At 68.5% G+C, this 25,649-nt stretch carries 24 protein-coding genes; 7 read left to right on the forward strand and 17 right to left on the reverse strand.

Features of this window, described 5'->3' with window-relative positions; genetic code table 11:
• Nucleotides 1-14: 14 nt before the first annotated feature.
• Nucleotides 15-569, reverse strand: a complete 555-nt coding sequence (locus tag AAFN88_RS03310) for a DUF3576 domain-containing protein (protein WP_347518146.1) — start codon at nucleotides 567-569, stop codon at nucleotides 15-17.
• A 264-nt stretch (nucleotides 570-833) separates the two neighbouring features.
• Nucleotides 834-1,931 (reverse strand): porin, encoded by a 1,098-nt coding sequence (locus AAFN88_RS03315; RefSeq protein ID WP_347518147.1) that lies wholly within the window; start codon nucleotides 1,929-1,931, stop codon nucleotides 834-836.
• A gap of 427 nt (nucleotides 1,932-2,358) precedes the next feature.
• Here AAFN88_RS03315 and AAFN88_RS03320 point away from each other — a divergent pair, with 427 nt between their 5' ends.
• From AAFN88_RS03320 to AAFN88_RS03330, 3 genes are read left to right on the forward strand one after another with little or no spacing between them, the layout of a single operon-like run.
• Nucleotides 2,359-3,219, forward strand: a complete 861-nt coding sequence (locus AAFN88_RS03320) for a sulfotransferase domain-containing protein (protein WP_347518149.1) — start codon at nucleotides 2,359-2,361, stop codon at nucleotides 3,217-3,219.
• Between the two features lie 2 nt (nucleotides 3,220-3,221).
• Nucleotides 3,222-4,049, forward strand: coding sequence for a sulfotransferase domain-containing protein (locus AAFN88_RS03325; RefSeq protein ID WP_347518150.1), 828 nt, complete (start codon nucleotides 3,222-3,224; stop codon nucleotides 4,047-4,049).
• A gap of 53 nt (nucleotides 4,050-4,102) precedes the next feature.
• Nucleotides 4,103-4,789 carry a YggS family pyridoxal phosphate-dependent enzyme gene (locus AAFN88_RS03330; RefSeq protein ID WP_347518151.1) on the forward strand — a complete coding sequence of 229 codons (687 nt, stop codon included), beginning with the start codon at nucleotides 4,103-4,105 and terminating at the stop codon, nucleotides 4,787-4,789.
• Nucleotides 4,790-4,826: 37 nt separating this feature from the next.
• Here the strand turns inward: AAFN88_RS03330 and AAFN88_RS03335 are convergent, their stop codons facing one another.
• The 4 genes from AAFN88_RS03335 to ribA form a co-directional block, all read right to left on the reverse strand.
• The gene (locus AAFN88_RS03335) at nucleotides 4,827-5,465 is read right to left on the reverse strand and encodes a hypothetical protein (RefSeq protein WP_347518152.1); all 639 of its coding nucleotides are present in this window, start codon (nucleotides 5,463-5,465) and stop codon (nucleotides 4,827-4,829) included.
• 115 nt (nucleotides 5,466-5,580) lie between these two features.
• Entirely contained in the window at nucleotides 5,581-6,159 is a 579-nt protein-coding gene (locus tag AAFN88_RS03340; RefSeq protein WP_347518153.1) for a L,D-transpeptidase family protein, read from the reverse strand.
• 164 nt (nucleotides 6,160-6,323) lie between these two features.
• Nucleotides 6,324-7,301, reverse strand: coding sequence for a hypothetical protein (locus tag AAFN88_RS03345; RefSeq protein WP_347518155.1), 978 nt, complete (start codon nucleotides 7,299-7,301; stop codon nucleotides 6,324-6,326).
• Nucleotides 7,302-7,458: 157 nt separating this feature from the next.
• Complete coding sequence (gene ribA, locus AAFN88_RS03350) at nucleotides 7,459-8,604, reverse strand: GTP cyclohydrolase II (protein ID WP_347518157.1); 1,146 nt, start codon at nucleotides 8,602-8,604, stop codon at nucleotides 7,459-7,461.
• Nucleotides 8,605-8,864: 260 nt separating this feature from the next.
• On the opposite strand from ribA, the gene AAFN88_RS03355 reads away from it, so the two are divergent.
• A complete protein-coding gene (locus tag AAFN88_RS03355) occupies nucleotides 8,865-9,776 on the forward strand; it encodes an alpha/beta hydrolase (RefSeq protein WP_347518159.1) in 912 nt (303 codons plus the stop codon).
• A 70-nt stretch (nucleotides 9,777-9,846) separates the two neighbouring features.
• On the forward strand, nucleotides 9,847-10,542 hold the full coding sequence (locus AAFN88_RS03360; protein ID WP_347518161.1) for a response regulator transcription factor: 696 nt from the start codon (nucleotides 9,847-9,849) through the stop codon (nucleotides 10,540-10,542).
• An 18-nt stretch (nucleotides 10,543-10,560) separates the two neighbouring features.
• On the opposite strand, the gene AAFN88_RS03365 is transcribed toward AAFN88_RS03360, so the two are convergent.
• Complete coding sequence (locus AAFN88_RS03365) at nucleotides 10,561-11,796, reverse strand: MFS transporter (RefSeq protein WP_347518163.1); 1,236 nt, start codon at nucleotides 11,794-11,796, stop codon at nucleotides 10,561-10,563.
• 257 nt (nucleotides 11,797-12,053) lie between these two features.
• Here AAFN88_RS03365 and AAFN88_RS03370 point away from each other — a divergent pair, with 257 nt between their 5' ends.
• Entirely contained in the window at nucleotides 12,054-12,812 is a 759-nt protein-coding gene (locus tag AAFN88_RS03370) for an MBL fold metallo-hydrolase (RefSeq protein WP_347518165.1), read from the forward strand.
• 107 nt (nucleotides 12,813-12,919) lie between these two features.
• Entirely contained in the window at nucleotides 12,920-14,293 is a 1,374-nt protein-coding gene (locus AAFN88_RS03375) for an adenylate/guanylate cyclase domain-containing protein (RefSeq protein ID WP_347518167.1), read from the forward strand.
• Between the two features lie 62 nt (nucleotides 14,294-14,355).
• On the opposite strand, the gene AAFN88_RS03380 is transcribed toward AAFN88_RS03375, so the two are convergent.
• The 10 genes from AAFN88_RS03380 to AAFN88_RS03425 form a co-directional block, all read right to left on the reverse strand.
• Nucleotides 14,356-15,531, reverse strand: coding sequence for an ABC transporter permease (locus AAFN88_RS03380; protein WP_347518169.1), 1,176 nt, complete (start codon nucleotides 15,529-15,531; stop codon nucleotides 14,356-14,358).
• On the reverse strand, nucleotides 15,528-16,526 hold the full coding sequence (locus AAFN88_RS03385; protein WP_347518170.1) for an ABC transporter permease: 999 nt from the start codon (nucleotides 16,524-16,526) through the stop codon (nucleotides 15,528-15,530). Before AAFN88_RS03385 ends, AAFN88_RS03380 begins: the two co-directional genes overlap by 4 nt.
• A gap of 4 nt (nucleotides 16,527-16,530) precedes the next feature.
• Complete coding sequence (locus tag AAFN88_RS03390; RefSeq protein WP_347518172.1) at nucleotides 16,531-18,480, reverse strand: ABC transporter ATP-binding protein; 1,950 nt, start codon at nucleotides 18,478-18,480, stop codon at nucleotides 16,531-16,533.
• A 121-nt stretch (nucleotides 18,481-18,601) separates the two neighbouring features.
• Complete coding sequence (locus AAFN88_RS03395; protein ID WP_347518174.1) at nucleotides 18,602-19,138, reverse strand: hypothetical protein; 537 nt, start codon at nucleotides 19,136-19,138, stop codon at nucleotides 18,602-18,604.
• Entirely contained in the window at nucleotides 19,135-19,944 is an 810-nt protein-coding gene (locus AAFN88_RS03400) for a polysaccharide deacetylase family protein (RefSeq protein ID WP_347518175.1), read from the reverse strand. Before AAFN88_RS03400 ends, AAFN88_RS03395 begins: the two co-directional genes overlap by 4 nt.
• Nucleotides 19,941-21,131, reverse strand: a complete 1,191-nt coding sequence (locus tag AAFN88_RS03405; RefSeq protein WP_347518177.1) for a glycosyltransferase — start codon at nucleotides 21,129-21,131, stop codon at nucleotides 19,941-19,943. The genes AAFN88_RS03400 and AAFN88_RS03405 overlap by 4 nt, the downstream gene beginning before the upstream one ends.
• Nucleotides 21,128-21,721: a histidine phosphatase family protein gene (locus tag AAFN88_RS03410; RefSeq protein WP_347518178.1), complete on the reverse strand. Its 594-nt coding sequence runs from the start codon at nucleotides 21,719-21,721 to the stop codon at nucleotides 21,128-21,130. Before AAFN88_RS03410 ends, AAFN88_RS03405 begins: the two co-directional genes overlap by 4 nt.
• Nucleotides 21,718-22,863 (reverse strand): glycosyltransferase family 4 protein, encoded by a 1,146-nt coding sequence (locus tag AAFN88_RS03415; RefSeq protein ID WP_347518180.1) that lies wholly within the window; start codon nucleotides 22,861-22,863, stop codon nucleotides 21,718-21,720. The genes AAFN88_RS03410 and AAFN88_RS03415 overlap by 4 nt, the downstream gene beginning before the upstream one ends.
• Nucleotides 22,864-22,885: 22 nt before the next feature.
• Entirely contained in the window at nucleotides 22,886-24,175 is a 1,290-nt protein-coding gene (locus AAFN88_RS03420; protein WP_347518181.1) for a glycosyltransferase, read from the reverse strand.
• 22 nt (nucleotides 24,176-24,197) lie between these two features.
• The gene (locus AAFN88_RS03425; RefSeq protein WP_347518182.1) at nucleotides 24,198-25,427 is read right to left on the reverse strand and encodes a glycosyltransferase; all 1,230 of its coding nucleotides are present in this window, start codon (nucleotides 25,425-25,427) and stop codon (nucleotides 24,198-24,200) included.
• Between the last annotated feature and the right edge of the window lie 222 nt (nucleotides 25,428-25,649).

The raw sequence follows: 25,649 nt of genomic DNA on the forward strand, positions 1-25,649 counted from the left end.
GCCGGGCCGCTGGCCTATTGGCTCGAGGCGATGCGGAGCTGGCGCGCCTTGGTCAAGATGGCGTTCTCGATGTCGGTCGGGGTCTGCTGCTCGATCGAGGCGTCGATCCAGCTGCCGCTTTGCGGGTCGCGCAGCTGGCGGAAGACGGCCGCGCGCACCCCGTCGGCACGCAGGTCGCGGCCGAGAATGTAGACGTTGATCTTGAACCGCTCGTTGGTCGATTCCGGCGGCGAATACCAGTCGGTGATGATCACCCCGCCGAAGGGATCGGCCGAGGCCAATGGCATGAAGGAAACGGTGTCCAGAGAGGCGCGCCACAGATAGGAATTAACGCCGATACCTGAATCGCCGCCGCTGGCGTCCGGACGGTCCGCATCGTTGTTGATGCCGATGCGGTCGTTGCCGAGGACCGACCCGCGCGTTTCCTCGTACTTTTCCGCCGTTTCGTCGCGGTATTTGGCTTCGCCGCCCAGGCCGCAGCCGGCGACGGTCAGCGCCAGGCCAAGGGTCAGCCAGCGCCAGGTGGCGAAATTCTTGCCAAGGGTCGTCCCAAAGGCGGTCGGTTTCATCGTTTCCATGTCCCTGCGTGCTGCAAAGGGCGACCGCTCCGCGTCTCCTCAGCGACGGCGGCCGCGAAATCTCCTTCGAGTAGATATCATAGGGCCCAGAAGCGGGCAAAAGAGAAATGGGGCCAAATCCTTGGCCCTTGGGGGGGGGGCGCCCGCCTGGGGCAGTCGGGCCGTCACCGGGGGCGGCTCGGGGAGGGCCAAAAGAAATGGGGCGGCACCCGAAGGTGCCGCCCCATCAAACGACTGACGTCGTAGGGTCTTGGCTTAGAAGGAGAGCTTCAAGCCGCTGGTGACCGCAACGATGTCGTTGTTAACGTCAACGCCGAGGACGTCACCATCTTCCTCACCGACGAAGCCGGTCAGGAACACGCTCACGCCCGGAGCGAGGTTGTAGCTGACGTTGGCCGAACCACCCAGCAGATCGACGTCGCTCAGCTCGACACCGGAAATCTCGATCTCGTCATTGGCGTAGATGCCGTTGATCGAGAAGTTCCACGGGCCGGTCGCATAACCGATGCCCAGGTCGACCGCGTAGCCTTCGCCGCCGTTGCCGTCAAGGTCGTCCCAGACAGCGCCGGCCGCGATGGTGAAGCCGGAGAAGCTGATCGCCGCGCCACCGCCGATACCGTAGACGGTATCTTCGGGCTCAGCGTCGACCTGGCCGAAGGCGCCAACGAGGCCGAGCTCGATGCCGACGCCGTTGAACTCGCCGTCATAGCCCAAGCCGATGCCAATGTTGTCGTGAACGCCGGAGGAATCAGCATTGTTGAAGCGGTTGCCATCGCTGCCGTCGGACGTATCCGGCGTGTAGCTGAGGCCGGCGCTGAAGCCGTTGAAGTTCGGCGTGGTGTAGGTGATCTTCGTCGCGTCCGAAGTATCGACGCCACCGACGAAGTCCACCGAGGTGCGGACCAGGCCGGTGTAGGCCGAGCTCAGGAAGTTCGAGGTCGGGTTGCCGACGCCGCCGTAATCAACGCCGGAGTTCGAGCCGTTGACCATGAAGGTGTCTTCGGCGCCGTCGTTGTTGCCGAACTCGATCTTACCGAAGTTGCCCGACGCCCAGATGCTGTTTTCGTCAGCAACGGTGTCCGACTGACCATTGGTATCGCTGGTGGGATCAGCCTCGAACTCCACGCGGAAGCCGAAGGTGATGCCGTTGTCGGCCATGATCGAGCCCTTGACGTGCACTTCCGTGTTCGTCGAGAAGGCAAAGCCACGATCCGAAGAATCGAAGTCAGAGTCACCACCGGAGGCCATGAACTGCTGGAAGCCAGACAGCTCGAGCTCCTGCGCGGCAGCCGGGCTGGCCACCAGGGCCGCGGCCCCGACAATGGCGCTGCTCGCCATCAAAACGTTTTTCATCCGAAAAGCTCCAAATACGGTGTCTATTGTGGGTACCCCAAGCCACGGGATGTCCTGTTGGTACTAGGCTGTGCTGCGGATCGCAAGGCTTGGCAGCGCTGTTAAGTTGTTTTTCCGACACACTGTGTTTTCTCGGCAACAGTGAGTGTTTTAGCCGCGAACCCAACGACTTCGGCGCGGCGGTTGCCGCCCCGATGTAGAGCGAGTCTGCGCCTTATGCGTTATTTAGATCCAAGCAACAACTCCTAAAAGGCGAATTCTAAACGCCTCGTTAACCCTCGGCGCCGTGACCCTTGCATCCTGGGGCGCATTTGCCTAGAGGGAGGGCGGCGGGCCGGCCGCTTTGCCGGGAGCCGCGGCGGCCCGCGGCTTCGGGCCGGCCTCGACAGCCCGTCACTCGTATCACTTACAGGGTTCAAGACACGTCATGTCAGGCATACTCTGGCTCGCTTCCTATCCGAAGTCCGGCAACACCTGGATGCGGGTCTTCCTGGCCAACCTGATTCTGAACGAGCCGGAACCGCTGCCGCTGCGGCGCATCAACGAGGTCTGCTCCAGCGAACCCAACGAGGTCTGGTTCAAGCCCGTGGCCTCCAAGCCGGTCAGCGAACTGAGCGACAAGAAAATCGCGGCCCTGCGCACCAAGGCCCAGGAACAGGCCGTGCGCCTGAACAAGAACATCATCCCGATGAAAACGCACAGTTTTTGCGGCAAGGATTACGGTTATCCGACGATCTCCGTAAAGGCCACCATGGGCGTCATCTATATCGTCCGCGACCCCCGCGACGTGGTGCTCTCCGCCGCCGACCACTACGGCCTGACGGTCGACCAGGCGATCGAGATGATGAACGACAAGACCACACGGGGCCGCGGCCTTCCGGGCAACACCGTCTACGAGCGCATGAGCAGTTGGTCGGAACACGTGAAGTCCTGGACCTCCTGGAAGCATACGCCGCTGCAGGTGCTGCGCTACGAGGATATGCTCGCCGACCCGATCGGCGTTTTCGGAGGCGTCGCGCGCAAGCTGGGAATCACCAACGACGATGCAAGGATCGAGCAGGCCGTGGCTTTCTCATCCTTCAAGACCCTGCAGAAGCAGGAGGCGGAAACCGGCTTCATCGAGAAGTCGGTGAACAGCCAGCGCTTCTTCCGCTCCGGGCGATCCGGGGGCTGGCGCGACAAGCTGAGCGCCGGTCAGGTGGCCGCCATCGAACGGGACCACGCCGTGCAGATGCGCCGCTTCGGCTACCTGCCTCCGGAGCTCGCGCAGCAGCAGAAGGTTTCCTGACGGTGCCCGGTATTCTCTGGCTGGCCTCCTATCCCAAGTCCGGCAACACCTGGATGCGCGCCTTTCTGGCCAATCTCATCTCCGATCCCGCGGAGCCGCTGCCGCTGAAACAGATTGGAGACCTCTGCCCCGGCGAGCCGGCGGAAATGTGGTTCAAGCCTTTCACCGACAAGCCCGTCGCCGAGTTGGAGCCCAAGGAGATCGCGCCGCTGCGCACCCGCGCCCAGGAACGGGTCGTCGCACTCAACAAGAACATTGTGCCGATGAAGACCCACAGCTACTTGGGAGAGGATTTCGGCCACCCGATCATTTCCATGAAGGCGACCTTCGGTGCGGTCTACATCATCCGCGACCCGCGCGACGTGGCGATCTCCGCCGCCGACCATTTCGGCAAGACCCTGGAGGAGACGATCGCCTACATGGACGATCCGCAGGGGACCTGTGCGCCGATGGCCGGGCTCATCGTCCATGAGCGCCAGAGCAGCTGGTCCAACCACGTCGAGTCCTGGACCAAGTGGAACCATCCGGGAATCTTCGTCGTGCGTTACGAGGATTTGCTGGCTGATCCCCTGGATCAATTCGGCCGCGTCGCCCGGCATTTCGGCATCGCCAGCGATTCCGCGCGTATCAGAAAGGCGATGGAGTTTTCTGCTTTCGATCAGCTACAAAGACTCGAGGACAGCGAAGGTTTCGCGGAACGCTCGATACACAGCGAACGCTTTTTCCGCTCAGGGCGGTCGGGCGGCTGGCGCGAAAAGCTGACGCCCGAACAGGTTGCCCGCATCGAGCAGGACCACGCCGCGCAGATGAAGCGTTTCGGCTACTTATAGGCCTCTCCCGCCGCCACTATCATCAGGCCCAAGACCGAAGAGAACAGCGACCCATGGCCGAGCCCCAGCACAACGCTATCGCCGATCGTCTGGAAGACGTGCGCGGGCGCATCGCCGCCGCCGCGAAGGAAGCCGGACGCGACCCTGCCGAGGTGACGTTGGTGGCGGTCAGCAAGGTGCATCCGGCCGCATCGGTCGAGCTGGCCCTCGCCGCCGGTCAGACCGTCTTCGGCGAGAACCGGGTACAGGAAGCGCAAAGCAAGTTTCCGGCCTTGAAGGCCGCGCATCCGGACCTGCGCCTGCACCTCATCGGCCCGCTGCAGACCAACAAGGTGACGGATGCGCTGCGGCTCTTCAATGTGATCGAGACGGTGGATCGCCCCAAACTGGCTCGCGCCCTCGCCAAGGAGGCGGCGAAGCTGGGCGCGGCGCCGGCCTGCTACATCCAGGTGAATACCGGCGAGGAGCCGCAGAAGGCCGGCATCGCTCCGGCGGCGGCCGACGCCTTCGTCGCCGAGTGCCGCGACCTCGGCCTCGATGTCCGCGGCCTCATGTGCATCCCGCCGGTCGACGAGGAGCCGTCGCTGCACTTCGCCTTCCTGCGCGAGATCGCCCGGCGCAACGGCCTGGACGGCCTCTCAATGGGCATGAGCGGCGACTACGAGACGGCGGTGCGCTTCGGGGCGACGCTGGTGCGGGTCGGCACTGGGATCTTCGGCGCGCGCCCCGCGCGGGACTGAGTGCACTGCCTTCCCTATCGTCTAATCGTGATCCGATTTAGTCGCAGCGTCGCCAGATGCAGTCGTCCTCGGTCACCGGATTGCGGCGCGGCATCAATTTGCGCCCCAGCAGGCCCACGAACTCCGCGAAACGCTCCCCGCCGATGTCCGGATTGACGCCGGGCGACCCCTCGGCATAGGCCACGGCCCGGCTGCCGCGGCACAGGCCGGCCAAGGTCCGAGTTGCGTCCTTGTCCGCCGCTCCGCGCGCGGCCTCCAGGGCGGCAGCACCCATCTCCGGGGCGCAGAGCGTTCGGCCGTTGAAGCTCTTGGGCACGCCGTAGGCGATACGCAGCAGATAGGCGGGACGCGCCACGTCTTGCGGGTTGGCAGTGTAGTTGCGCGGCATCCACGGCGGGCCGTAGCGGCGCAGCCCCTGAACCGTGGCCGACGACACCGCCTCCTGGGTCAGGTTCGGCCCCGGGCCGCCGTAGGTCTCCACCAGCAGCGGCCCGGCGGCGGCAACGCTGACCGGGACGTAACCCGCGGTGAAGTCGGTGAAGTAGACGGTGGCGCCGCCGGCGCCGGTCGCCGCGCAGCCCGCCAGGCCGAGCAGGCCGGCCGCGGCCAGGCCTAGGGATATCCTCGATCCGCCCGATCTGCGGCCGCTTCGGCCGTGTCCAAGCCGTCGCTCCATGGCTCAGCCTCCTGATGGTCTCTCTGCGCTATTTGGGCGCTATGCAAGGCGCCGGCAATTGGTGACTGCGTTCAATGCGAAAAAAGCTGCGGGCAAAGGTCTGCGCCGGCTCCGGTCATGTCTCGCGGGGCGCCAGCACCTTCACCGCGCTGCCGGCCGCGGCGGTTCGCAGCACCTCCAGCAGATCCGGCAACGCCAAGGCGACGCAGCCCTCGGTGGGCCCATAGTCCTCACGCGCCACATGCAGGAAGATGGCGCTGCCGGCCCCGGGCACCACGGGATCGTCGTTGTGGCCCAGCACCACGACCACGTCGTAGAGACCGTCGTCGCGGGTCATGCGCTCGTGGCTGGCGGCATAGGGCAGGCGCACCGGCCGGTTATAGGCCGGATCCGCCGGGTCGTCGCACCAGCCGTCGTCGGCGCCGATGGCAGCGCAGTCGAACGAGGTTTCGGGCGCCGCCACCCGGTCGGCGCGGTAGAGCACGCGGCGGATCGGCCAGCGCCCCACCGGCGTGATGCCATCGCCTTCGTGTTTTTTCCGGGCGATGGCGCCGCGGCCGATGGCGCAGCGAAAACTGCGGTCGCCCCACTGAGCCCAGGCCTCGCCTTGGCTGACGCGGACCCTCAGGTCCGGCGGGGCCAGGCCCGGCGGGGTCAGGTCCGGTGATGACGGTGTTTCAGAATCGGCCGGCATGGCTGCCAGCCTAACCGCGGCGGGCTGCGCCCGGCCAGGGGTTATCTCTTAGGGCAGATCAGGGTCGGTGGGAATCGCCCAAGGCGATCCACCGGCCCCGTAACTCTGCTCGATGCCTGAAAGATAGATCGGATTCACACGATCAGGCGCCCGCGCAAAGCACCTCACGAGCCGCCGGGCGGGACTGCCGGATCGAACCGCCAGGGATCGTTTGGATCCGGGTCGCGGCGCCAGGCGGCCTCTTCGGGCTTGTCGGCGGGGCTCGCGGCGTCAGGGGAACCGCCGGCCTGGCTCATCAGGCGGTACTTGTCGAGGGCGTCCATCATGCGCTGGGCCACGTCGGCCTCCGCCGCACCTTGGGCCATGATCAGCGGATGCGAGGCGGCTTCGGCCCTGCGCTCAGGCGCTGGAGCGGGCGGCTGGGCGCGCGGCGGTAAAGGATAGGACTTCGCGGCGGACCCGCGCTGCGGCAGCGGCATCGCTTCGGCTGTGCCGGCGGCCGTCGGCATCGCCGGGCCCGCCGCCGGGCTGCGGCGCAGGTCGTTGAACAAGGCGTTCAGAGCGTCCTGTCCCGTCAGCATGCCCGTCATGGCGGACTCCTCCGCAGGCGGCAGCTCGCCCGAACTCACGCCGGAGTTCGGGCTGTGGCTTGGGCTGCCGCTGTGCGGCATGGGGGCCGTGGCGGGCCCCGCTGCGGTGGCGAGAGGCGCGGCGGCCGGAATCACCAGCCCGGCCGGGACGGCGGCCGCCGGATCGGAAGCGGCCCCGCCGCCGGGAACGTCGCTGCCCGCAAACTGCTGATCGGCGGCCTTCTCTTCGCCGCCGAAGAAGGCCAGAACGCTTGCGCCGAAGTCTTCCCCAGCGACTTCCTCGTAGAAGGCATTGGCGGCGGCGGCGATGAAGCCGGAGGGCCCGCCGAACAGGGTATCGCCCAGGATGCGGGCGGCAGGGCCGATCTCGTCGCCGGTGATCTCGCGGTAGAGGGTGGAGACGAGCGGGATGTGCTGCAGCGGATTGATGATGTCGAGGAAGTCGTCGAAGGAGAAGTCGCCGTCGCTCTGCCCATCGAAGCCGAGCTCGCGCTGCCGCGCAGTGAGCTTCTGCGGGTTGCGATAATCGCCAACGAATTCCAAATCGACCATAGATCCTCCGACCGCTTTATCAGCAAGAAGCGGGCCAGAGGCCGTTATGATGCTTTATCAAGAGGTTATTCGTAGCGCTCCGGCGCTTCAGGCAGCATCTGCCCGGTGCGGAGGCGCGGCGGCGGGCGAGAATTGCCGCCCAACCTGCGCGGCGCGGCTAGAACAGGTGGCCGAAGCGGGCCGCCTTGGTGGCCAGGTAGAAGTCGTTGTGGGCGTTGGAGGGGAAGCTGTGCTCGACCCGCTCCTCCACCGCGATGCCGAAGCGGGCCAGCGCGGCGACTTTTTGCGGATTGTTGGTCATCAGCCGCACCTTGCGGAAGCCCAGGTGGTGCAGCATCTGAGCGGCCGGCAGGTAGACCCGCTCGTCGGCGTCGAAGCCGAGCTGCTCGTTGGCGTCCAGGGTGTCGGCGCCGCGGTCCTGCAGGGTATAGGCGCGCAGCTTGTTGACCAGGCCGATGCCGCGGCCTTCCTGCATCAGGTACAGTACGATGCCGGCGCCGGCCTCGGCCATGGCCTGGATGGCGCCGCGCAGCTGGTCGCCGCAGTCGCAGCGCAGCGAGCCCAACAGGTCGCCGGTGAAGCACTCCGAATGCAGCCGCAGCAGCAGCGGCTCGTCGGCCTTGGGCTCGCCGACGATGATTGCCAGGTGCTCCATGCCGCCGTCGTCGGGGCGGAAGGCGACGATGCGGGCCTGCTCGGCTCCGGCCAGCGGCACGGCGGCGTTGGCCACCTGGGTCAGGCCGCGCGCGGCGGCGTAGCGGTATTCGGTCACATTGGCCGCCGAGACCGCCATGAGGTCGCGGGCGTCGGCCCAGGCGACCGGGCTCTGCACCGGCTGCTTCGGCAGGGGTGCCAGCAGGGCGGCGGGCAGCAGGCGGGCCAGTTTGGTCAACTCCACCGCGGCAACGTCGAGGCCCGCCGGGGCCGTCACGATCCGGCGCGGCCGCAGGGCGGCGTCCTGCGGGCTGGTCGGGTCGGCCAGGGCGCGGATGCTCTCGGCCCTCTGCTCCTCCAGGGCCAGCGCCATGACGCCGCCGCTGGCGATCAAGCCTTCGGCTTCCGGCAACCCCAGGGCCTGCGCGCGGCGCGCGGTGAGCAGCAGCATCGGCTCGGTGCCGGTCAGCTTGGCGAGCGCCGCCAGGCCTTCCGGCGTGGCCTCCTCGGCGGCCTGCACGACGGCGCCCTGTCCGGACCAGTCGTGCAGCACCACGCTGGCCCCGCGGCGCAACTCGGCGAGTGCGCGCTCCACCGTCTGAAGCACGGCGGCGTCTAGCGTTTTCGGGGTCTTGGCGGGTTGCTGCATTGCTTGGCTGGGGTCTCGCCGGGGTCTCGCCGGGGTCTCGATAGTCACTTTACGGGCCGGGCGGCCCTGTGTCACGGTGGCGCCGCCCGGGCATCCCCGAACCCTGCGAAGGGGGGCGGGACGCCGTTCCACGCAACACATAAGTGCCGCCGCCGGAAAACGCCAGCGTTTCGGTGGCGGAATGAGTCTGCGGGCCGCCGGACGGAACCTGATGTCCGGAGTGCAGAGGCCGGCGACCGAAGGGGGAGAGGACCTGACCCATGGCGAGCGAAGAGAACGGCAGTATTCCGGTGTTTCGAGACTATGACCAGGCGGCGCTGGACGGCGAGCTGAACCTGCGCGCGCGCTGGCCGGAGCATCCGCAGTTCTTCGAACGCTGGGCGCGCGACAGCGCCGCCGTGCGCGACCGCCTCTCCGCCCATCTCGACCTGGCCTACGGCGACGGTCCCGCCGAGCGCCTCGACCTCTTTCCCGTGGAGGGCGCTGACGGCACCCCGCTGCTGGTCTTCATCCACGGCGGCTACTGGCAGGCGCTCGACAAGGGCGACTACAGCTACATGGCGCCGGCTTTCGTCGACAGCGGCGTCGCTTTCGCCAGTCTGAACTACGGTCTGGCGCCGGCGGCGACGATCGGCGAGATGATCGCCCAAACGCGGCGCGCCCTGGTTTGGCTCCACCGCCACGCCGGCGCCTATGGCGTCGACCCGGCCCGCATCGTCGTGGCCGGGCATTCGGCCGGCGGCCACCTGGCGGCCATGGCGGTTTCCACCGACTGGCCGGCCTTCGAGGCGGGGCTGCCCGCCGGGCTGCTGGCTGGCGGCTGTTCGATCTCCGGCGTCTACGACCTGGAGCCCATCCGGCTCAGCTATCACAACGAGGTTCTGCACATCGCTGCTGATGAAGCCGCACCTTGGAGCCCCTTGCACTGCCTGCCGGCCGCCGGCCGGCCTGGCGGGGCGCCGCCGCTGCTGCTCGCCGTGGGCTCGGAAGAGACCAGCGAGTTCCTGCGCCAGCACGCCGAGTACGCCGCCGCCTGGCAGGCGCGCGGCCTGCCGCTGGGCGAGGTGGACATGACCGGGCTGCATCACTTCAGCGCGGTCGACGCTCTGGCGCAGTGCGATCACGCCCTTCATATTGCGGTGCAGCAGTCTCTCCACCGGGGGTTGCCTTGAACCCCGGGGGTAGCGGTGCTATCTGAGGAAATCACAGGTTTCGGGTGGGTTTGGGAATCGGATGTCGCAGATGACCGGCGCAAGCGGCAAGAAAATCCTTTTGATCGACGATGACGAGGCGCTTCGCCACTCATTGAGCGAGCAGCTGCGGCTGCACGAAGAGTTCGACACGACCGAAGCGGCGAACGCCGCCGAGGGCATGGACAAGGCCAAGGCCGACTATTACGACCTCATCCTGCTGGATGTGGGGCTGCCCGACATGGATGGGCGCGAGGTCTGCCGCCTGATGCGGCGCGGCGGGGTCAAGTCGCCGATTATCATGTTGACCGCCGCGGAGTCCGACGCCGACACCATCCTGGCCCTCGACGCCGGCGCCAACGACTACGTGACGAAGCCCTTTCGCCTGGGCGTGCTGCTGGCGCGCATGCGCGCGCAACTGCGCCAGCACGAACAGAGCGAGGACGCGGTCTTCACCATCGGCCCCTACACCTTCCGCCCCAGCGCCAAGCTGCTGACCCACGGCGAGTCGAAGAAGAAGGTGCGCCTGACCGAGAAGGAAACCTCGATCCTGAAGTACCTCTACCGCAGCGGGGATGCCGTCGTCGGACGCGATAAGCTGTTGGGGGAGGTCTGGGGCTACAACGCCGGGGTCACCACCCACACCCTGGAAACCCACGTCTACCGGCTGCGTCAGAAGATCGAGGAAGATCCCTCGTCGGCCGAGATTCTCGTGACCGAACCGGGCGGCTACCGCCTCGTTCCCTGAGGCCTTTTGCCGGGCGCGCTAACCCGCGGCGCCCGTCGCCGGATGTCGCTGCTGCGCTTCGACGCGCGGCACGATGACCAGCAGCAGGCCGCAGACCGCAACCGCCAGGGTGGTGAGGCCGGCGAAGAGCAGGCTGCCGGCCAGCCAGCCGCCGCTCAACTCGACCGCCAGGGCCAGCAGTAGCGGCCCTCCCAGAACACCCAGGTTGCGCCCGGTCATGGTGACGCCGAAGGCGCGCGCGGTTTCGTTCGGGTTGGCCACCAGATGCGCCGACAGCGCGAAAAGGCAAGTCGGCGCGATGCCCGAGGTCACGCCGTAGACGACCAAGGAGACGATCCCGCTCGCACCGCTGCCGGTCACCGGCAGCAGCCACCAGATTCCCGCCTGGATGACCACGGCGCCGAACAGCAGGTGCTGCGGCTTGCGGCCGCGCTGCAGCAGGATGCCGGTGGCGATGTTGAAAACCCCGACCAGCACGACCGGGATCAGATAGCCGTAGAGCGCGCTGTCGACGGCCAGGCCCTGCTCCTCCACCAGATAGGCCGGCAGCCAGGTCATGTAGGCGAGATACTGCCCGCTCCACAGCATGAAGGCGCCGCCGGTCAGGAGCAGCGAGAGCCACTGCGTGCCGGTCCAGGCCGCCGCCGGCGCGGCGCCGTCGCCGGCGCGCCGCGTGGTCCCGCGCGGCCCGCTGCGCAGCATGACGAAGGTCCAGGCGGCCAGCAGCGCGGCGAGCAGCAGCCCGACCCACCAGAGGCCCCGCCAGCCGGTGGTGTGGAGGGCCAGAGGGCCGAGCAGCGTGGCGATCAGTTGCCCGCTGGGCATCCAGGCGGCGATCAGGCCGATCACCAGGGCGCGATGCTGTGGCGCAGCATTGGCGGTCGCCAGCGCCGGGCCCGCCACCGCCAGGGTGGCGAAGGCGGCGCCTTCCAGGCCGCGCCCGACCAGCATCACCGTTCCGGATTCCGGCGCCAGCAGGCAGACGGCGGTGCCCAGGCCCATGAGAGGCAGGGCCGCCATGACCAGCCGCAGCGCGCCGCGCCGGGCGACCAGGCGGCCGATGGGCACCGACAGCAGGATGCCGAAGACGGCGAAGATCGACATGAAGCCGCCGGCCAGCACCCGCCCATAACCATAGGTGTCCAACATTACCGGCAGGACAACTGGAAGCTTGAACTGGCTGAAGGCGGCATAGACGACGAGGGCGAGACCCAGCGCCACAAGGGTCAGTCCGGTCCGCGGCGCGGCGCTCACGCCAGGGCGCCCAGTGGCCTTAGGGGCGGCTTCGGGAGCGGCCCAAATTTCGTTGGGGCGTTCTCGGTCAAGAGGTTAGAGTACCGCAATTATCGCAAAGAGGTTCTACTGGCCGGCCGGGCAATCGGGCCTAGATTGTCAGGCCTTGATATAGAGTGTCGGGCCAAAGGGATACTGGCATTTTGCAGAACGGTTCTGATTTTTTTGTTCGTTTCTGGGGCACCCGCGGTTCGATCTCCTGTCCAGGCGACAGCTATTTGCGATACGGCGGGAATACCTCCTGCCTGGAGGTGCGCTGCGGCGACAAGCTGCTGATCTTCGATGCCGGCACCGGCCTGCGTCCGCTCGGCAAGCAGCTCTGCGAGAACGGCGCCCTGGAAGCCGACATTTTCCTGACCCACACCCATCACGACCACATCGTCGGTCTGCCGTTCTTCGCGCCGCTGTTCGACAAGCGCAACCGCATCCGCCTGTGGGCCGGCCATCTGGTGCCGGAACTCACCCTGCACGACGTGCTGGTGCAGTTCATGAACGCACCGCTGTTTCCCGTGCCGCCGAAGATCTTCGCGGCCAACGTCACTTTCCATGACTTCACCGCCGGCGACGTACTGGAGCCCAAGCCCGGCGTGCGTCTCGCCACCGCGCCGCTCAATCACCCCAACGGCGCCACGGGCTACCGCATCGACTTCGCCGGCCGGTCGATCTGCTACATCACCGATACCGAGCACGTCGAGGGCAAGCCCGACCGCAACATTCTGGAGCTGATCGAAGGCGCCAACCTGGTGATCTACGACAGCACCTATACCGATGAGGAGTTCCCCAAGTACCGCAACTGGGGCCATTCCACCTGGCAGGAGGGCGTGCGCCTCTGCGACAAGGCCGGGGCCGAGCGGCTGGTCATCTTCCACCACGACCCCGGCCACGAAGATGCCTTTATGGATCGGGTGGCGGAGCAGGCGACGGCCCTGCGGCCCGGTACGGTGGTGGCCCAGGAAGGCCTCGTTCTACACCCGTGAACGTCTCACGCTGCGGCAGGCCGCGGCGGCGCCCGCCGGTCACGCAGAAGTGACGTGCAGGTGAAGGGCCGCCGCCGCCATATCCGGTCCAGCGCGGCGGCCCGGCCATGCCTGCGGGTGCGCCGGGGGCGAGGGGCGAAGAGGAAGACGGCATGTTGAGCTGGTGGCGCAAGGATCCGGAGGCCGGCCTGCCGGAGCGGGTACGCGCGGCGGTGCGCGCCCAGGAGGACGCGACGGAGCGCCTCATTTCCTGGGTGCAGCTGGGTATCGTGCTGACTTTCGGCACGCTCTACTTTCTGTCGCCGAAACCCGAAGAGCTGGACTTCGCACCGGTGCCCTGGGCGCTCGGCATCTATCTGGCGCTGACGCTGATCCGCGCCGCCTGGGCGCATCTCGGCCGCCTGCCGGACTGGGCGCTGGCCGCCTCGGTCTTCGTCGACATCACTCTCCTGATGGTGTTGATCTGGTCGTTCCACATTCAGTACATGCAGCCGCCGTCGTTCTATCTGAAGGCGCCGACGCTGCTCTACGTCTTCATCTTCATCGCGCTGCGGGCGCTGCGCTTCGACGCCCGCTTCGTCGTGCTCGCCGGCCTGCTGGCCGCGCTCGGCTGGGGCGCGCTCATCGCCTACGTGGTCTACGCCGACCCCGCCGATACCATGATCACCCGCGACTACGTCGCCTATCTCACCTCCAACACGGTGCTGCTGGGCGCGGAGTTCGACAAGATCATCTCCATCCTAGTGGTCACCGCGCTCATCGCCGCGGCGCTCGCCCGCGCCAAGGGCCTGCTGGTGCGCGCCACCGCCGAAGGCAGCGCGGCGCGCGAGCTGTCGCGTTTCTTCGCGCCGGAAATCGCCGAGCGCATCACCGGCGCCGAAGACCGGATTCGCGCCGGCAGCGGCGAGATGCGCGAAGCGGCGATCCTCAATCTCGACATGCGCGGCTTCACCCGCCTGGCCGCCGCCGCGCCGCCGGAGGAGGTCATGCGCCTGCTCCACGAATACCAGCAACGCATGGTGCCGGTGATCCAACGCCACGGCGGCAGCATCGACAAGTTCCTCGGCGACGGGATCCTGGCGACCTTCGGCGCGGCGCAGCCTTCCGAGAGCTACGCCGCAGACGCTCTGCGCGCATTGGAGGACATCGTCGCCGCCGCGGCCGAGTGGCAGAGGGAATGCGCGCTGGCGGGGCGAAGTTGCCCGCAGGTCAACGGCGCCGTGGCCACCGGTGCGATCCTCTTCGGCGCCGTGGGCGACGACACCCGGCTTGAGTACACCGTCATCGGCGAGGCGGTGAACCTCTCGGCCAAGCTGGAGAAGCACAACAAGGAACTCGGCGTGCGCGCGCTCTGCGACCGCGCCAGCTACGAAAAGGCGATCGCCCAGGGTTATGCGCCGGCGTCGGACAAGCCGCAGGCCGCGGCGGTCGAGGTGGCCGGGGTCGACGCGCCGCTTGATCTCGTGGTTATCGCGCCCTAAGGGCGCCGGGTGGTTATCGCGCCCTAAGGGCGCCGGGCGATTATCGCGCCCTGGATGAGGTCTTACTTGTAGGGGTCGGCGGCGTCGCGCAGGCCGTCGCCCAGGAAGTTGAAGGCCAGCACCACCAGGAACAGCGGCACCACCGGCAGCATCAGCCAGGGGAAGATCGCGACCACGCTGATGTCCTGCGCCTCGTTCAAGACCACGCCCCAGGAGGTGACCGGCGCGCGCAGCCCGATGCCGAGGAAGGACAGCGCGGTTTCGCCCAGGATCGCGGTGGGAATCGCCAGCGTCACCGAGGCGATCAGGTGGCTGGTGAAACTGGGCAGCAGGTGGCGCCCGATGATGCGGGCCGGCGAGGCGCCCATGAGCTGCGCGGCGGTGGTGAAGTCTTCCTCGCGCAATGACAGGATCTTGGCGCGCACGGCGCGGGCGAGGCCGGGCCACTCCAGGAAGCCGATGATGACCGAAATGCCGGCGAAGACGCCGATGGGGCTCCAGGTCACCGGCAGCAGCGCCGAGAGGGTCATGAACAGCGGGATCTCCGGGAAGGAGCGGATGATCTCGATGGAGCGCAGCGTGAGGGCGTCGACGAAACCGCCGAAGTAGCCGGCGGCCCCGCCGATGGCGACGCCGAGCACGAAGGAGATGGCGACGGCGATGAGGCCGATGGTGAGCGAGATGCGCGCGCCGTAGACGATGCGGCTCAGCATGTCCCGGCCCAGGCGGTCGGTGCCGAAGAGGAAGGCGGTGCCGCGCTCGGCGGGGCAGAAGAGGTGCAGGTCCGCCTCGAACTGGCCCCAGAACTTGTAGGCGTCGCCGCGGCAGAAGAAGCGCAGGGGCTGCACCTTGTCGGTGTTCGGCTTGTAGACGCGCTGCAGTCTCTCCATGTCCATCTCGGTGTCGAAACCGTAGACGAAGGGGCCGACGAACTCGCCCTCATGGAACAGGTGCAGCGCCTGCGGCGGCGCGTAGATGTGCTTGATGTCGCGGCTGTGCAGGTTGTAGGGCGCGACGAACTCGCAGACGACGACGGTGGCGTAGACCAGCAACAGGAATATGCCGGACCACAGCGCGACGCGGTGGCGGCAGAAGCGCCACCACATGATGCGCCACTCGCTGGCCTGATAGTAGCGCTCCTGCTGCGGCGTCAGCTTTTCGACCCGATAGGGATCGAAAGGCGCCTCGTTGACGTAGTGATCCAGCCGTTCGCCGGGCAGGAGTTCGCGGTCGCTCATTTCGTCGCTCCCTCGCCCAGACGGATACGCGGATCCAGAAGCGCCAGCAGCACGTCGGAGACGAAGACGCCGATCACCACCAGCACCGCTTCGAACATCAGGAAGGCGCCGGCCAGGTACATGTCCTGGCTTTGCAGGGAGCGCAGCAGCAGCGGCCCGTTGGTCGGCAGGTCCATGACCACGGAGACCAGGGCGGCGCCGGAGATCACCGCGGGCAGGATCTGGCCGATGTCGGCGATGAAGTGGTTCAGCGACATGCGCAGCGGATACTTCAGGATCGCTTTCACCGGCGACAGGCCCTTGGCGCGCGCCGTCACCACGTACTGCTTCTGCAGCTCGTCCAGCATGTTGGCACGCAGCCGCCGGATCATCGCCGCCGTGTTGGAGGTGCCGATGACGATCATCGGGATCCACAGGTGGTTCATCACCGAGATCGCCTTGTCCAGGGACCAGGGGGCGTCGAGATACTTGGGGTCCATAAGGCCGCCGATCGACAGGTCGAACCAGACGTTGGCGTAGTGGAGCAGAACCAGGGCGAAGAGGAAGTTCGGCATCGCCAGGCCGAAGTAGCCGACGAAGGTCGCCGCGTAGTCGCCCGCGGAGTACTGACGCACCGCCGAGTAGATGCCGATGGGGAAGGAGACGATATAGGTGAACAGCGTGGTGGAAAGGGCCAGCAGGGCGGTGAACCAGAAGCGGTCGCCGATCACGTCGATGACCGGCAGCTCGAACTCGAAGGAATAGCCGAGGTCGCCGTGCAGCAGGCCGAGGAGCCAGACCCAGTACTGTTCGATCAGCGGCCGGTCGAGGCCGTACTGCTCGCGCAGGAAGGCGATGCGCGCCGGGTCGACGTTCTCGCCTTGGGCCTGCATCTCGCTGATCAGCGTTTCCAGATAGTCGCCCGGCGGCAGCTGGATGATGACGAAGACCACCAGGCTGATCACCAGCAGGGTCGGGATCATCACCAGGAGGCGGCGGGCGAAATAGCTCAGCATGAGATCAGACTTCGGCTTTCTGCGGTGATGTGAGAGAGGACAGGATCTCTCCGTAGCGGTGGGCCAGCTCCTCGCTGGCTTCTTCCTGGGCGCGCACGAAATGTCCTTCGCCCAGTTCGATCATGGCCAGGCGGCTGTCGCCGCTGATGCGGAAGGGCTCGGGCCAGGCCGCGGGTTCGGAGGCGCGGCCCTGCATCAGCGCCGTGAGGTCGAGGCGCTGGTCCAGGCTCGGCTCGGGCACGGCGGCCAGCAGGGCCTTGGTGTAGGGATGGATCGGCGCGCGGAAAAGCTGCGCGCGCGGCGCCACCTCGACCAGCCGGCCGCGGCACATCACGGCGATACGGTCGGCGATGTAGTCGACCACTGCCAGATTGTGGCTGATGAAGATGTAGGTGAGGCCCAGGTTGCGTTGCAGATCCTTCAGCAGGTTCAGCACCTGCGCCTGAATCGATACGTCGAGGGCGGAGACCGGCTCGTCGCAGATCACCAACTGCGGATGCAGGGCCAGGGCGCGGGCGATGCCGATGCGCTGGCGCTGGCCGCCGGAGAAACTGTGCGGATAGCGCCGGATATGGTTGCGGTTGAGGCCGACGACCCCCATCAGTTCCTCGACGATCCCGCGGCGCTCGGCCGGCGTGCCGATCCCGTGGATCAGCAGCGGCTCGGCCAGGATGTCGCCCACGGTCATGCGCGGGTTCAGGGAGGAGAAGGGGTCCTGGAAGACGAACTGGATCTTGCGGCGGAAGGCCATGAGATCGTCTCCGGCCAGTCGCAGCACGTCGGTCTCGCCGGCCTCCCGATCCATGAAGACGATGCTGCCGCTGTCCGGCTGCAGCGCGCGCATGATCATTTTCGACAGGGTGGTCTTGCCGCAGCCGCTCTCGCCGACCAGCCCCAGGCATTCGCCGCGCCGGACCGTGAAGCTGACGTCGTCGACCGCCAGCAGGCTGCCGTCCTTGTCGCTGTTGAACAGGCCGGCCTTGCGGATGGTGAAGTTCTTGCTGACGTGCTCCACCTTCAGCAGGGTGCCGCCGCCGTGATTGTCGTGCGCCTTGTTCTTGCCCAGGAAGGCGCTGTCGTCGCGCTGCCGGATTTCCCGGATCGGCACCAGGCGCTCGCCGGGCTTCATGTGGAAGCGCGGCACCGCGCGCAGCAGGGCTTTCAGGTAGGGGTGCTGCGGATCGTGGAAGATGTCCTCCAGGGCGCCGCGTTCCATGACTTCGCCGTGGTACATTACCACCACCTCGTCGGCGACGTTGGCCACCACGCCCAGGTCGTGGGTGATGATCAGCACCGCCATGCCCAACTCGGCCTGCAGGTCCTTGATCAGCTTCAGGATCTGCGCCTGGATGGTGACGTCCAGCGCGGTGGTCGGCTCGTCGGCGATCAGCAGCGCCGGACGGCAGACCAGGGCCATGGCGATCATGGCGCGCTGGCGCAGGCCGCCGGACAGCTCGAAGGGATAGGTCTTCATCGCCTTTTCCGGGTCGGGGAAGCCGACCAGGCGCAGCATGTCCGTGACCAGGGCCCGGCCCTCGGCCTCGCCGACCTTGCGATGCAGGTGCAGGGCCTCGCAGATCTGGTTGCCGACGGTGTGGACCGGCGACAGCGAGGTCATGGGCTCCTGGAAGATGATGGAGATGCGCCCGCCGCGGATCGAACGCATCTCGGCGCTCTCGGGGTGCAGCCCGGCGATGTCGATCATGGTCTCGGCACGGTCGGCCGCCAGCACGGGGTCGTGGAACAGGATGCGTCCGGCGTCGATGCGCGCGCTGCGCGGCAGGATCCCCATGATCGCCTGGCTGACCACCGACTTGCCGGAACCCGACTCGCCGACCAAGGCGACGGTCTTGCCCTGGGGCACCCGGAAACTGACGCCGCGCACCGCTTCGAGCCGGCCTTCCGGCAGATCGAAGCTGATCCGCAGATCCCTTATGCGCAGCAGGTCCCGCACCTTCGTTCCCTGTCCCCTGTCAAATCCCGCCGGTTCTACTTGTAGGTTTTTCGTAGGCCCGCGCTGCGTTTATAGGACGTTTGGCGGTGAATCGCACCCGTCAGGTGATCCCGCGCCGCCGCTACCCCCTTTTGCCGGGTTCTCCGCCTTCCCGGTCCTCGTCCTCACCGGCCGGGTCGATCCCCAGCTCGATGAGGTTGCTGCCGGTCGCCGGGTCCAGCGCCAGGCCCCGCGCCCGCATGGCGGCGGCGGCCCGCCCGGCCAGCCAGCCGAAGTCCTCCAGGGAGGATTCGAAGGTCATGGCGCCGCCTCCGCCTTTCAGCGTCAATTGCATGAACCCGCCGCTCCGCGGCCGCCGCTTGCCGCGCCGGGACCCGAAATAGCGCAGCTTCATGGCCTCGATTTCGTCCCAGGGCATGACCTTGGTCGTGGCGCCGCGGCAGGCGATCTCGTCCTCGGTGACGGCCACCCGCAGTTTGTGGCGGTGGACGGTGCGCAGGCCGAAAATGGTGAAAAGCGCGGCCACGGAGCCGAATATGACCAGCACGACCGGTCCCGGCGGCACCGCGAGCAGCACCCCGAAGCCGACGAAGGCGCCGGCGGTGCTGCGCAGATAGTCGCCGTAGAGCGCGCGCGGCGGATAGCGAAGCAGCTTCATCCCGCCACCTCCCGCGTGAAGACGGCCGCCGGCGGCGCGAGGCGGACGGCGCGGTGCCCTGCGAGGCGGGCCAGCAGCTCGCCCAGGAAGTCCCAGGCCGCGCCGTCGTGCACCGCGTGGTGGCTGAGGATGCCGCTGGGCTCGCCGGGGTCGGCCCGGCCCTCCCGCTTGGCCGCCAGGTGCCCGCTCAGCAGGCCCAGCGCGGCCTCGGCCCCCAGGAAACGGCGTTCTGGCCGCCACTGCATCAGGTCCAGATGGCAGTTCACCTGGGTGAGGCCCGGGGCCGCCTCGGCGGCGGCGCGGGCCTGGTAGCAGGAAAGCCCGGTGAAGCCGAGGTCCGGCAGGCGCGGCAGCAGCGCCGCGGCGATGCGGTTCCACGGCGGCACCAGCACCGGCAGGAAGCGCCGGCCGAAGCGCCGGGACAGGCTCTCGCGACCGCGGCGCAGTTCGTCCAGCACCGCCGGGCGCGCCGCGGGGTCGACCAGCTCGCACTTCTTGGCGCCCCGCTGCGCAAGGCCGCCGGCATGATTGGCATGGGCAAAGCCATGCTGGAAGACGGCGATGTCGGCCCGCCGGCCGTCCAGGAGCCGGGCCAGGGCATCCTCCGCCTTGGCGGGAATCACCGCCAGAGCCAGGGGCGCGGCCTGGCGGGCGGCCAGCTCCAGCAGCCGCTCCAGCGCCGGGGAGGGGGCGGCCGCGTCGTCGTCGCGCCACCAGACTTCCGCCGCGCGCCCGGCCGCCGCCCAGGCGTCCAGTTCCGTCTCCAGGGCCGTCCAGGCCGCGTGTTCCGTCGTTCCTGCCGTCATTCGGCGGCTTCCTTCATCCGGCCGATGAGATGCCGCGCGGTCTCCGCGGCGCCGTCCAGCTCGAAAGGGGTTTTTCCGTGGGCGCCGCCCTGGGCCAGCGCCCGGGCGATGCCGGCGGCCAGGGCGGCGGGGGAGAGGCCGTCCTCGGCGACGACGGTGATCAGGTCGTTCGCCGCCAGCACCTCCGCGCGCTGGGTCTGCTCGGTTTCGCTGCCGCCGGCGAAGGGCACGATGACCGCCGGCACGCCGGTGGCCAGCACCTCCATCAGGGTGTTGTAGCCGCCCTGGCTGATCGACAGCCGGGCGCGGCTCAGCAGAGCCACGAAGTCGGGCCGCGCGCGTTCCACGATCACTCCTGCCGGGGCCGCCTCGGCGATGGCCCGGAAATCGGTCTCGGGCATGTTGGGGCCGATCAGCAGGCGCCAGGGCGCCTCGGCCAGGGGCGACAGTGCGCGTGCCGCCAGGGCCGTGCGCAGCAGCGCCGCGCCCACCGCGCCGCCGCCGGCGGAAACGACAACCTCGCCGCGCCCCGTGGTGTCGTCCGACTGCCGCGCCGCGGCGGCGGCCCGGCCGGCCTCGGTCACGTAGCCGGTGTAGTGCAGGCGCTCGGCCACCGCGTCGCTCTCCGGGAAACTGTCCTCCAGGCGGAAGAAGCGCGGGTCGCCGTGCATGTAGACGATGTCGAAGAGCCGAGTGAAGCGGTCGACCATCCAGGCGGTCTTCTCCGCGCGCTCCGGCCGGTTGACGATGTCGCGCAGAGAGCAGGCGATCAGCGCCGGCGGGCTGTCGGCGCGGGCCGCCTCGATCAGGGGGTCCAGCTCGAAGCGCATCTTGCGGCGCCCGAAGGGATAGAGCTCGATCATCACCGCCCGCGGGCGGCAGCGGCGGTAGACTTCCAGCAGCAGCGCGCGGCGCCGCGCCTTCCAGGCTTCGTCGATCGGCCGGTCGTGCTCGTCCAGGATGACGGCGAAGCTTTCGTCCTGGGTGCGCGCCGGGGGCAGCTGCACGACTTCGATGCCGTCCAGGCCCAGCCCGGTCACCGGCCAGCCGCCGGTGACGAAGACCACCTTCAGCCCGGCCCGCTGGAAGGCGCGGGCCAGCACCGCGGCGCGGCGGATGTGGCCGATGCCGAGCAGGTGCTGGACGTAGAGCAGGACGTCGGCTCGTTCGGGGGCGCGTTCGGTCATGAGGCTTGCAGCGGCAGATTGAGGCTGTCGATCTCGGGCCGGCCGCCGGCGGCCAGGGTGAAGCCCTGGGCGCAGCCGTTGCGCAGCTTCACCGGCGGCTTGTCGCGCATGTCCCAGCCGCTGGCCAGGGCATAGACCGCGCGGATGACGCCTTTGTGGGTCACCGCGATCACGGTTCCGGAGGTCTCTTGGGCCAGCTTCGCCAGCAGGGGCCGCACCCGCTGCTGCACGTCGCGCGGGCTCTCGCCGCCGGGCGGGCGGAAGTCCAGGCCGCGGGCCTCGTTGTCGGCCATCTCGGGGCCCAGCTCGTCGCGCAGCTCGGCCAGGGTGCGGCCCTCCCAGGCGCCCCAGTCGGTCTCGATCAGCAGCGCTTCGCTGTGCACCGGCGCGCCGTGCAGGATCTCGGCGGTGGCGCGGGCGCGGGTCAGCGGGCTGCAGATCCAGCGGGCGCCTTCGGCTTCGGGCGGCAGCCGCCAGCTTTCCACCTCGGCGCGCCCGGCCGGCGACAGCGGCGGGTCGCTGCGCCCCTGGATGCGCCCGGCCTCGTTCCAGGCGGTGGGGCCGTGGCGGATCAGCAGCAGGCGGCTCAAGGGTTGCTCGCTTCGGCCAGGATGGTGTTGAGCCGCCTGGCGGCGGCGCTCAGGCTGTGCTGCTCGGCGATCACTTTGGGGGCGGCCTTGCCCATGGCAATGCGGCTCGCCTTCTGGGACAGCATTTCGCGCACGCTGGCGGCGAAGGTGGCCAGGCCCGGATCGGCGAGATAGCCGGTGACGCCTTCGGCGACCACGTTCTCGACCCCCGGGCTGCGCCCGGCGACCACGGGGATGCCGGCGGCCTGGGCCTCCAGCAGGGCCATGCCGAAGGCTTCGTTCACCGCCGGCCAGACCAGCAGGTCGCAGGCGGCGTAGAGCGCCGGCATGACCTCCGGCTGCACCAGCCCCAGGAAACGCACCCGCGCCGGCATCGCCCAGGTGAAGGCCTGGACCACCGCGTCGTAGGCCTGGCCTTCGCCGGCCACCACCAGCTGCCAGGGAACGTCCGGGATGGCGCGCAGCGCCTGGGCCAGGATCTGATAGGACTTCAGCTTGTCGCCCGGGCGCATCATCGCCGCGGCCAGCAGCCAGGGCTGCTCGGGGTCCAGGTGCTGCTCGCTGGCCAGCACCGCCCGATAGTCCTCGCGCAGCGGCCGCACCGCTTCGAAAGGCGCGGTGTCGATGAAGGGTTTCAGCAGATGCACCTTGGCCGGGTCGGGGATCAGCTTGGCGTCCAAGGGGTTGAGGGTGATGACCGCCGCCGCCTGTTCCAGCGCCGCCAGCACCGCCTTGTGGCCCGCCGCCCAGGGGCCGTCGGCCCGCTTGTAGGCGACCGAGGCTTCCGCAACCACGTAGGGGATCTTCAAGGCCTTGGCCACCTTGGGCCCGATCCAGTCCGGCGCCTTGTAGTAGAGGTGATAGGTGAACCACAGCTGCGGGCGGCGGCGCGCGGGAAGCTTCTTGTAGCGGCGGATGAGGCGGTCGGCGAGCTTGGCGCCCAGCGCCTGCAGGCGGGCCTGGCGCCGGCCGTCGCCCTCGGCCTCGCGGCTGCGCAGACGGCTGGCCAGCTCCACCTCGTGCCCGGCCTGCTCCAGCGCCTGAACGAACATGCGCGCCATCTGCCGGTCGCCCGAAGGGTTGGGGTGGGTCGGCGGTTTCAAAGGGGCATAGAACGCGATGCGCATGGTGGTCCGGGACAAGCTCTCTTGGATAAGGGGCGGGTTATTCGGCGGCTTGGCGCCCGAGGGGTGCCGGCAGCAGCCCCGCCAGGACGTCGATGCCGCCCTTCATATCAAAATCCGCCCGGATGCGCTGCTGTCCCGCGTCGCCCAGCCGCCGCCGTTCGGCCGGCGCGGCGATCAGGCGGGCCAGGGCGGCGGCCAGGGCCTCGGGGTCGTCGGGCGGCACCAGGGCGCCGCTGCGCCGGTCCTCGATCAGCTCGGGAATGGCTGCCACCCGCGTGGCCAGGCAGGCGAGCCCCTGGCTCTGCGCCTCCATCAGCACGTTGGGCAGGCCGTCGCGGTCGCCGTCGCCGGCGATGCGGCTGGCCAGCACGAAGAGGTCGGCCGCAAGGTATTGCTGCAGGACCTCCTCCTGGGCCTGGCTGCCCATCCAGGCGATGCGTCCGTCAAGGCCCAGGGCGGCCGCCTGGCGCTCCAGCGCCGTGCGCAGCGGGCCGCCGCCGATATGGGTCAGGCGCCAGTGCAGGCCCTCGGGCAGCCTGGCCAGCGCCCGCAGCAGCACGTCGTAGCCCTTTTTCTCGACCGCCCGGCCCACCGAGAGCAGGCGCACCGGCTCCGCCGGGTCGCTGCCGTCGCGCAGGCCCGCCGGGCGCGGCGCCGCGGCGAAGCGGGCAAGGTCGAGGCCGTGGTAGAGCAGGCGGACGCGCCGGGGGACTGGTGTCAGGCTGCGCAGATGCTCGGCGCCGAAGTGGGTGCAGGTCACCAGCCACTCGGCCTCGGCCAGCTTCTCGCGCTTCTCCCAGTCCGGGATGGTCCAGATGTCCTTGGCGTGGGCGGAGACGCTCCAGGGCAGGCCGGTCATCAGCGCGGTATAGCGCGCCACCGAGGCGGGGGTATGCAGGAAATGAGCGTAGAGCCAGGTAACCTCGGCCGGCAGCTCGGCGGCCAGCACGCAGGCTTGGCCGAAGCGGCGCAGGCGGTTCGGCGTCAGATCGCGCCGCAGGTCGCGCCGGAAGGCGCGCCATGCCGCCGGGTAGCCGGGCAGGCGCCGGGCCCGCCACCAGCCGCGCAGGACGCGCAGCGGCTCCTGGTAGAGGTATTCGGGCAGGTAGCTGACCGGGGCGCGGATTTCGTCATGCACCGGATGGCGCCTGCGGTCGGTGGGATGGCGCAGGGAGACGAGTCGCAGGGTGAAACCGCGGCGCTCCAGGGCCAGAATCTCCTGGGCGATGAAGGTCTCCGAGAGGCGCGGGTAGCCCTTGAGGATGACCGCCGCGGCGCCGTGGCCTCGCAGGCTCCGTCCTTGCGGCCTGTCGTGTTCCTGAGTCATGCGGCGGTCACCTAGGCTGCTGTCACAGCCGGCCGGTGGTCGGGGTTTCGGCGACGCTGAGCTGGCTCGCGCCGTGCTCCAGCCAGTATTCCGCCAGGCGCACGACGTTTTTCGGGCCGTCCAGCAGGCCCGGCACCACCACCTCCGACGGCCGGCGCTGCTGCGGCAGGTTGCGCAGCGCCGTGGCCATGAGGTGGGCGTCGCGGGTGCCGTCGTCGCGCAGCATCTGCACCAGCCCCAGGTCCTGGGCGCGCGATGCGCGGATGAGCTGTTCCCTGCGCGGCATGGAGCGCGGGATCACCACGGCGCGCTTGTCGAAGGACAGCACCTCGCAGAAGGTGTTGTAGCCGCCCATGCAGACCACGCCGATGGCGCGGTCCATCAGGCTTTCCAGGTGGGTCTCGAAAGTAACGGCCTCGACGTTGTCCAACTGCGCGGCGCGGGCCTGGAAATCGCTTTGCGCTTCGCCCTTCATGAAGGGGCCGAGCACCAGCAGCGCCGGGTGCGGCAGCTTGGGGTCGCTCTCGTAGGCGCGCAGCACCCAGTCGATGATGGCTTCGCCGTCGCCGCCGCCGCCGACGGTGACCAGCAGGAAGGGGTCCTCGATCTTCTCCAGCGGGACATGGGGGCTGACCTTCGGCAGGCTGCGCTTCAGATAGCCGGTGTAGGTCATCTTTTTGCGCACCGAATCCGGCAGCTCGATGCCTTCCAGGGGATCGCAGACCTGCGGCAGCCCGTAGACCCAGATGTCGTCGAAATAGCGCTGCAGGGCCGGCACCACCTGCTTGCGTTCCCACTCCGGCGCCAGCAGGCCGGGTTCGTCCATCACGTCGCGCAGGCCCAGGACGCAAGGGGTGCCGCGCTCGCGCAGCATGGCCAGCGTGCCCTCCACCTCGCCGCGCAGGCCCAGGGGCTCCTTGTCGACGATGAAGAGGTCGGGCTCGAAGGCCTCGGCGGTGTGCTCGATGATCGAGGCGCGCATGGCCATGGTCTGCTCGACGTCGATGTGCAGCGCCAGGGAGGTATAGTCGCCGTTGCGCAGTTTGATCACGCCCGGCACGCGCACGAAATCCACGCGCGAGCGGAAATCGAAAGAGCCGATGATCGGCGAGCCGGAGAGGATCAGCACCGAAAGCGAGCGCTGTGCCTCCGCCAGGGTATGGGCGATCTCGCGGCAGCGCCGCAGGTGGCCCAGACCGAAGCTGTCATGGCTGTAGATAAGGACGCGCTTGCCTCTCCGGCCGTCCTGCATGCCGCCATCTCCCTCTTCGCGGTCTGCCGCGGCGACTATGGCACAGGGGCGCGCGGGCCGGAAGAGCGCTCTGACGTATCCTTCCCGGGACACTCCGGCGGTTTCGGGCCTCCCATGCGGAGTCCAGAATGTTTCATTTCCGGCGGATCATGGACTAAGTTGCGAAGTTCGCACGTCCGGCGGCGCCTGCAGGGGCGGGCCTCGCCGCCACCCGGCAACGAG

The organism is Pelagibius sp. CAU 1746, from assembly GCF_039839785.1.
GTDB lineage: Bacteria > Pseudomonadota > Alphaproteobacteria > Kiloniellales > Kiloniellaceae > Pelagibius.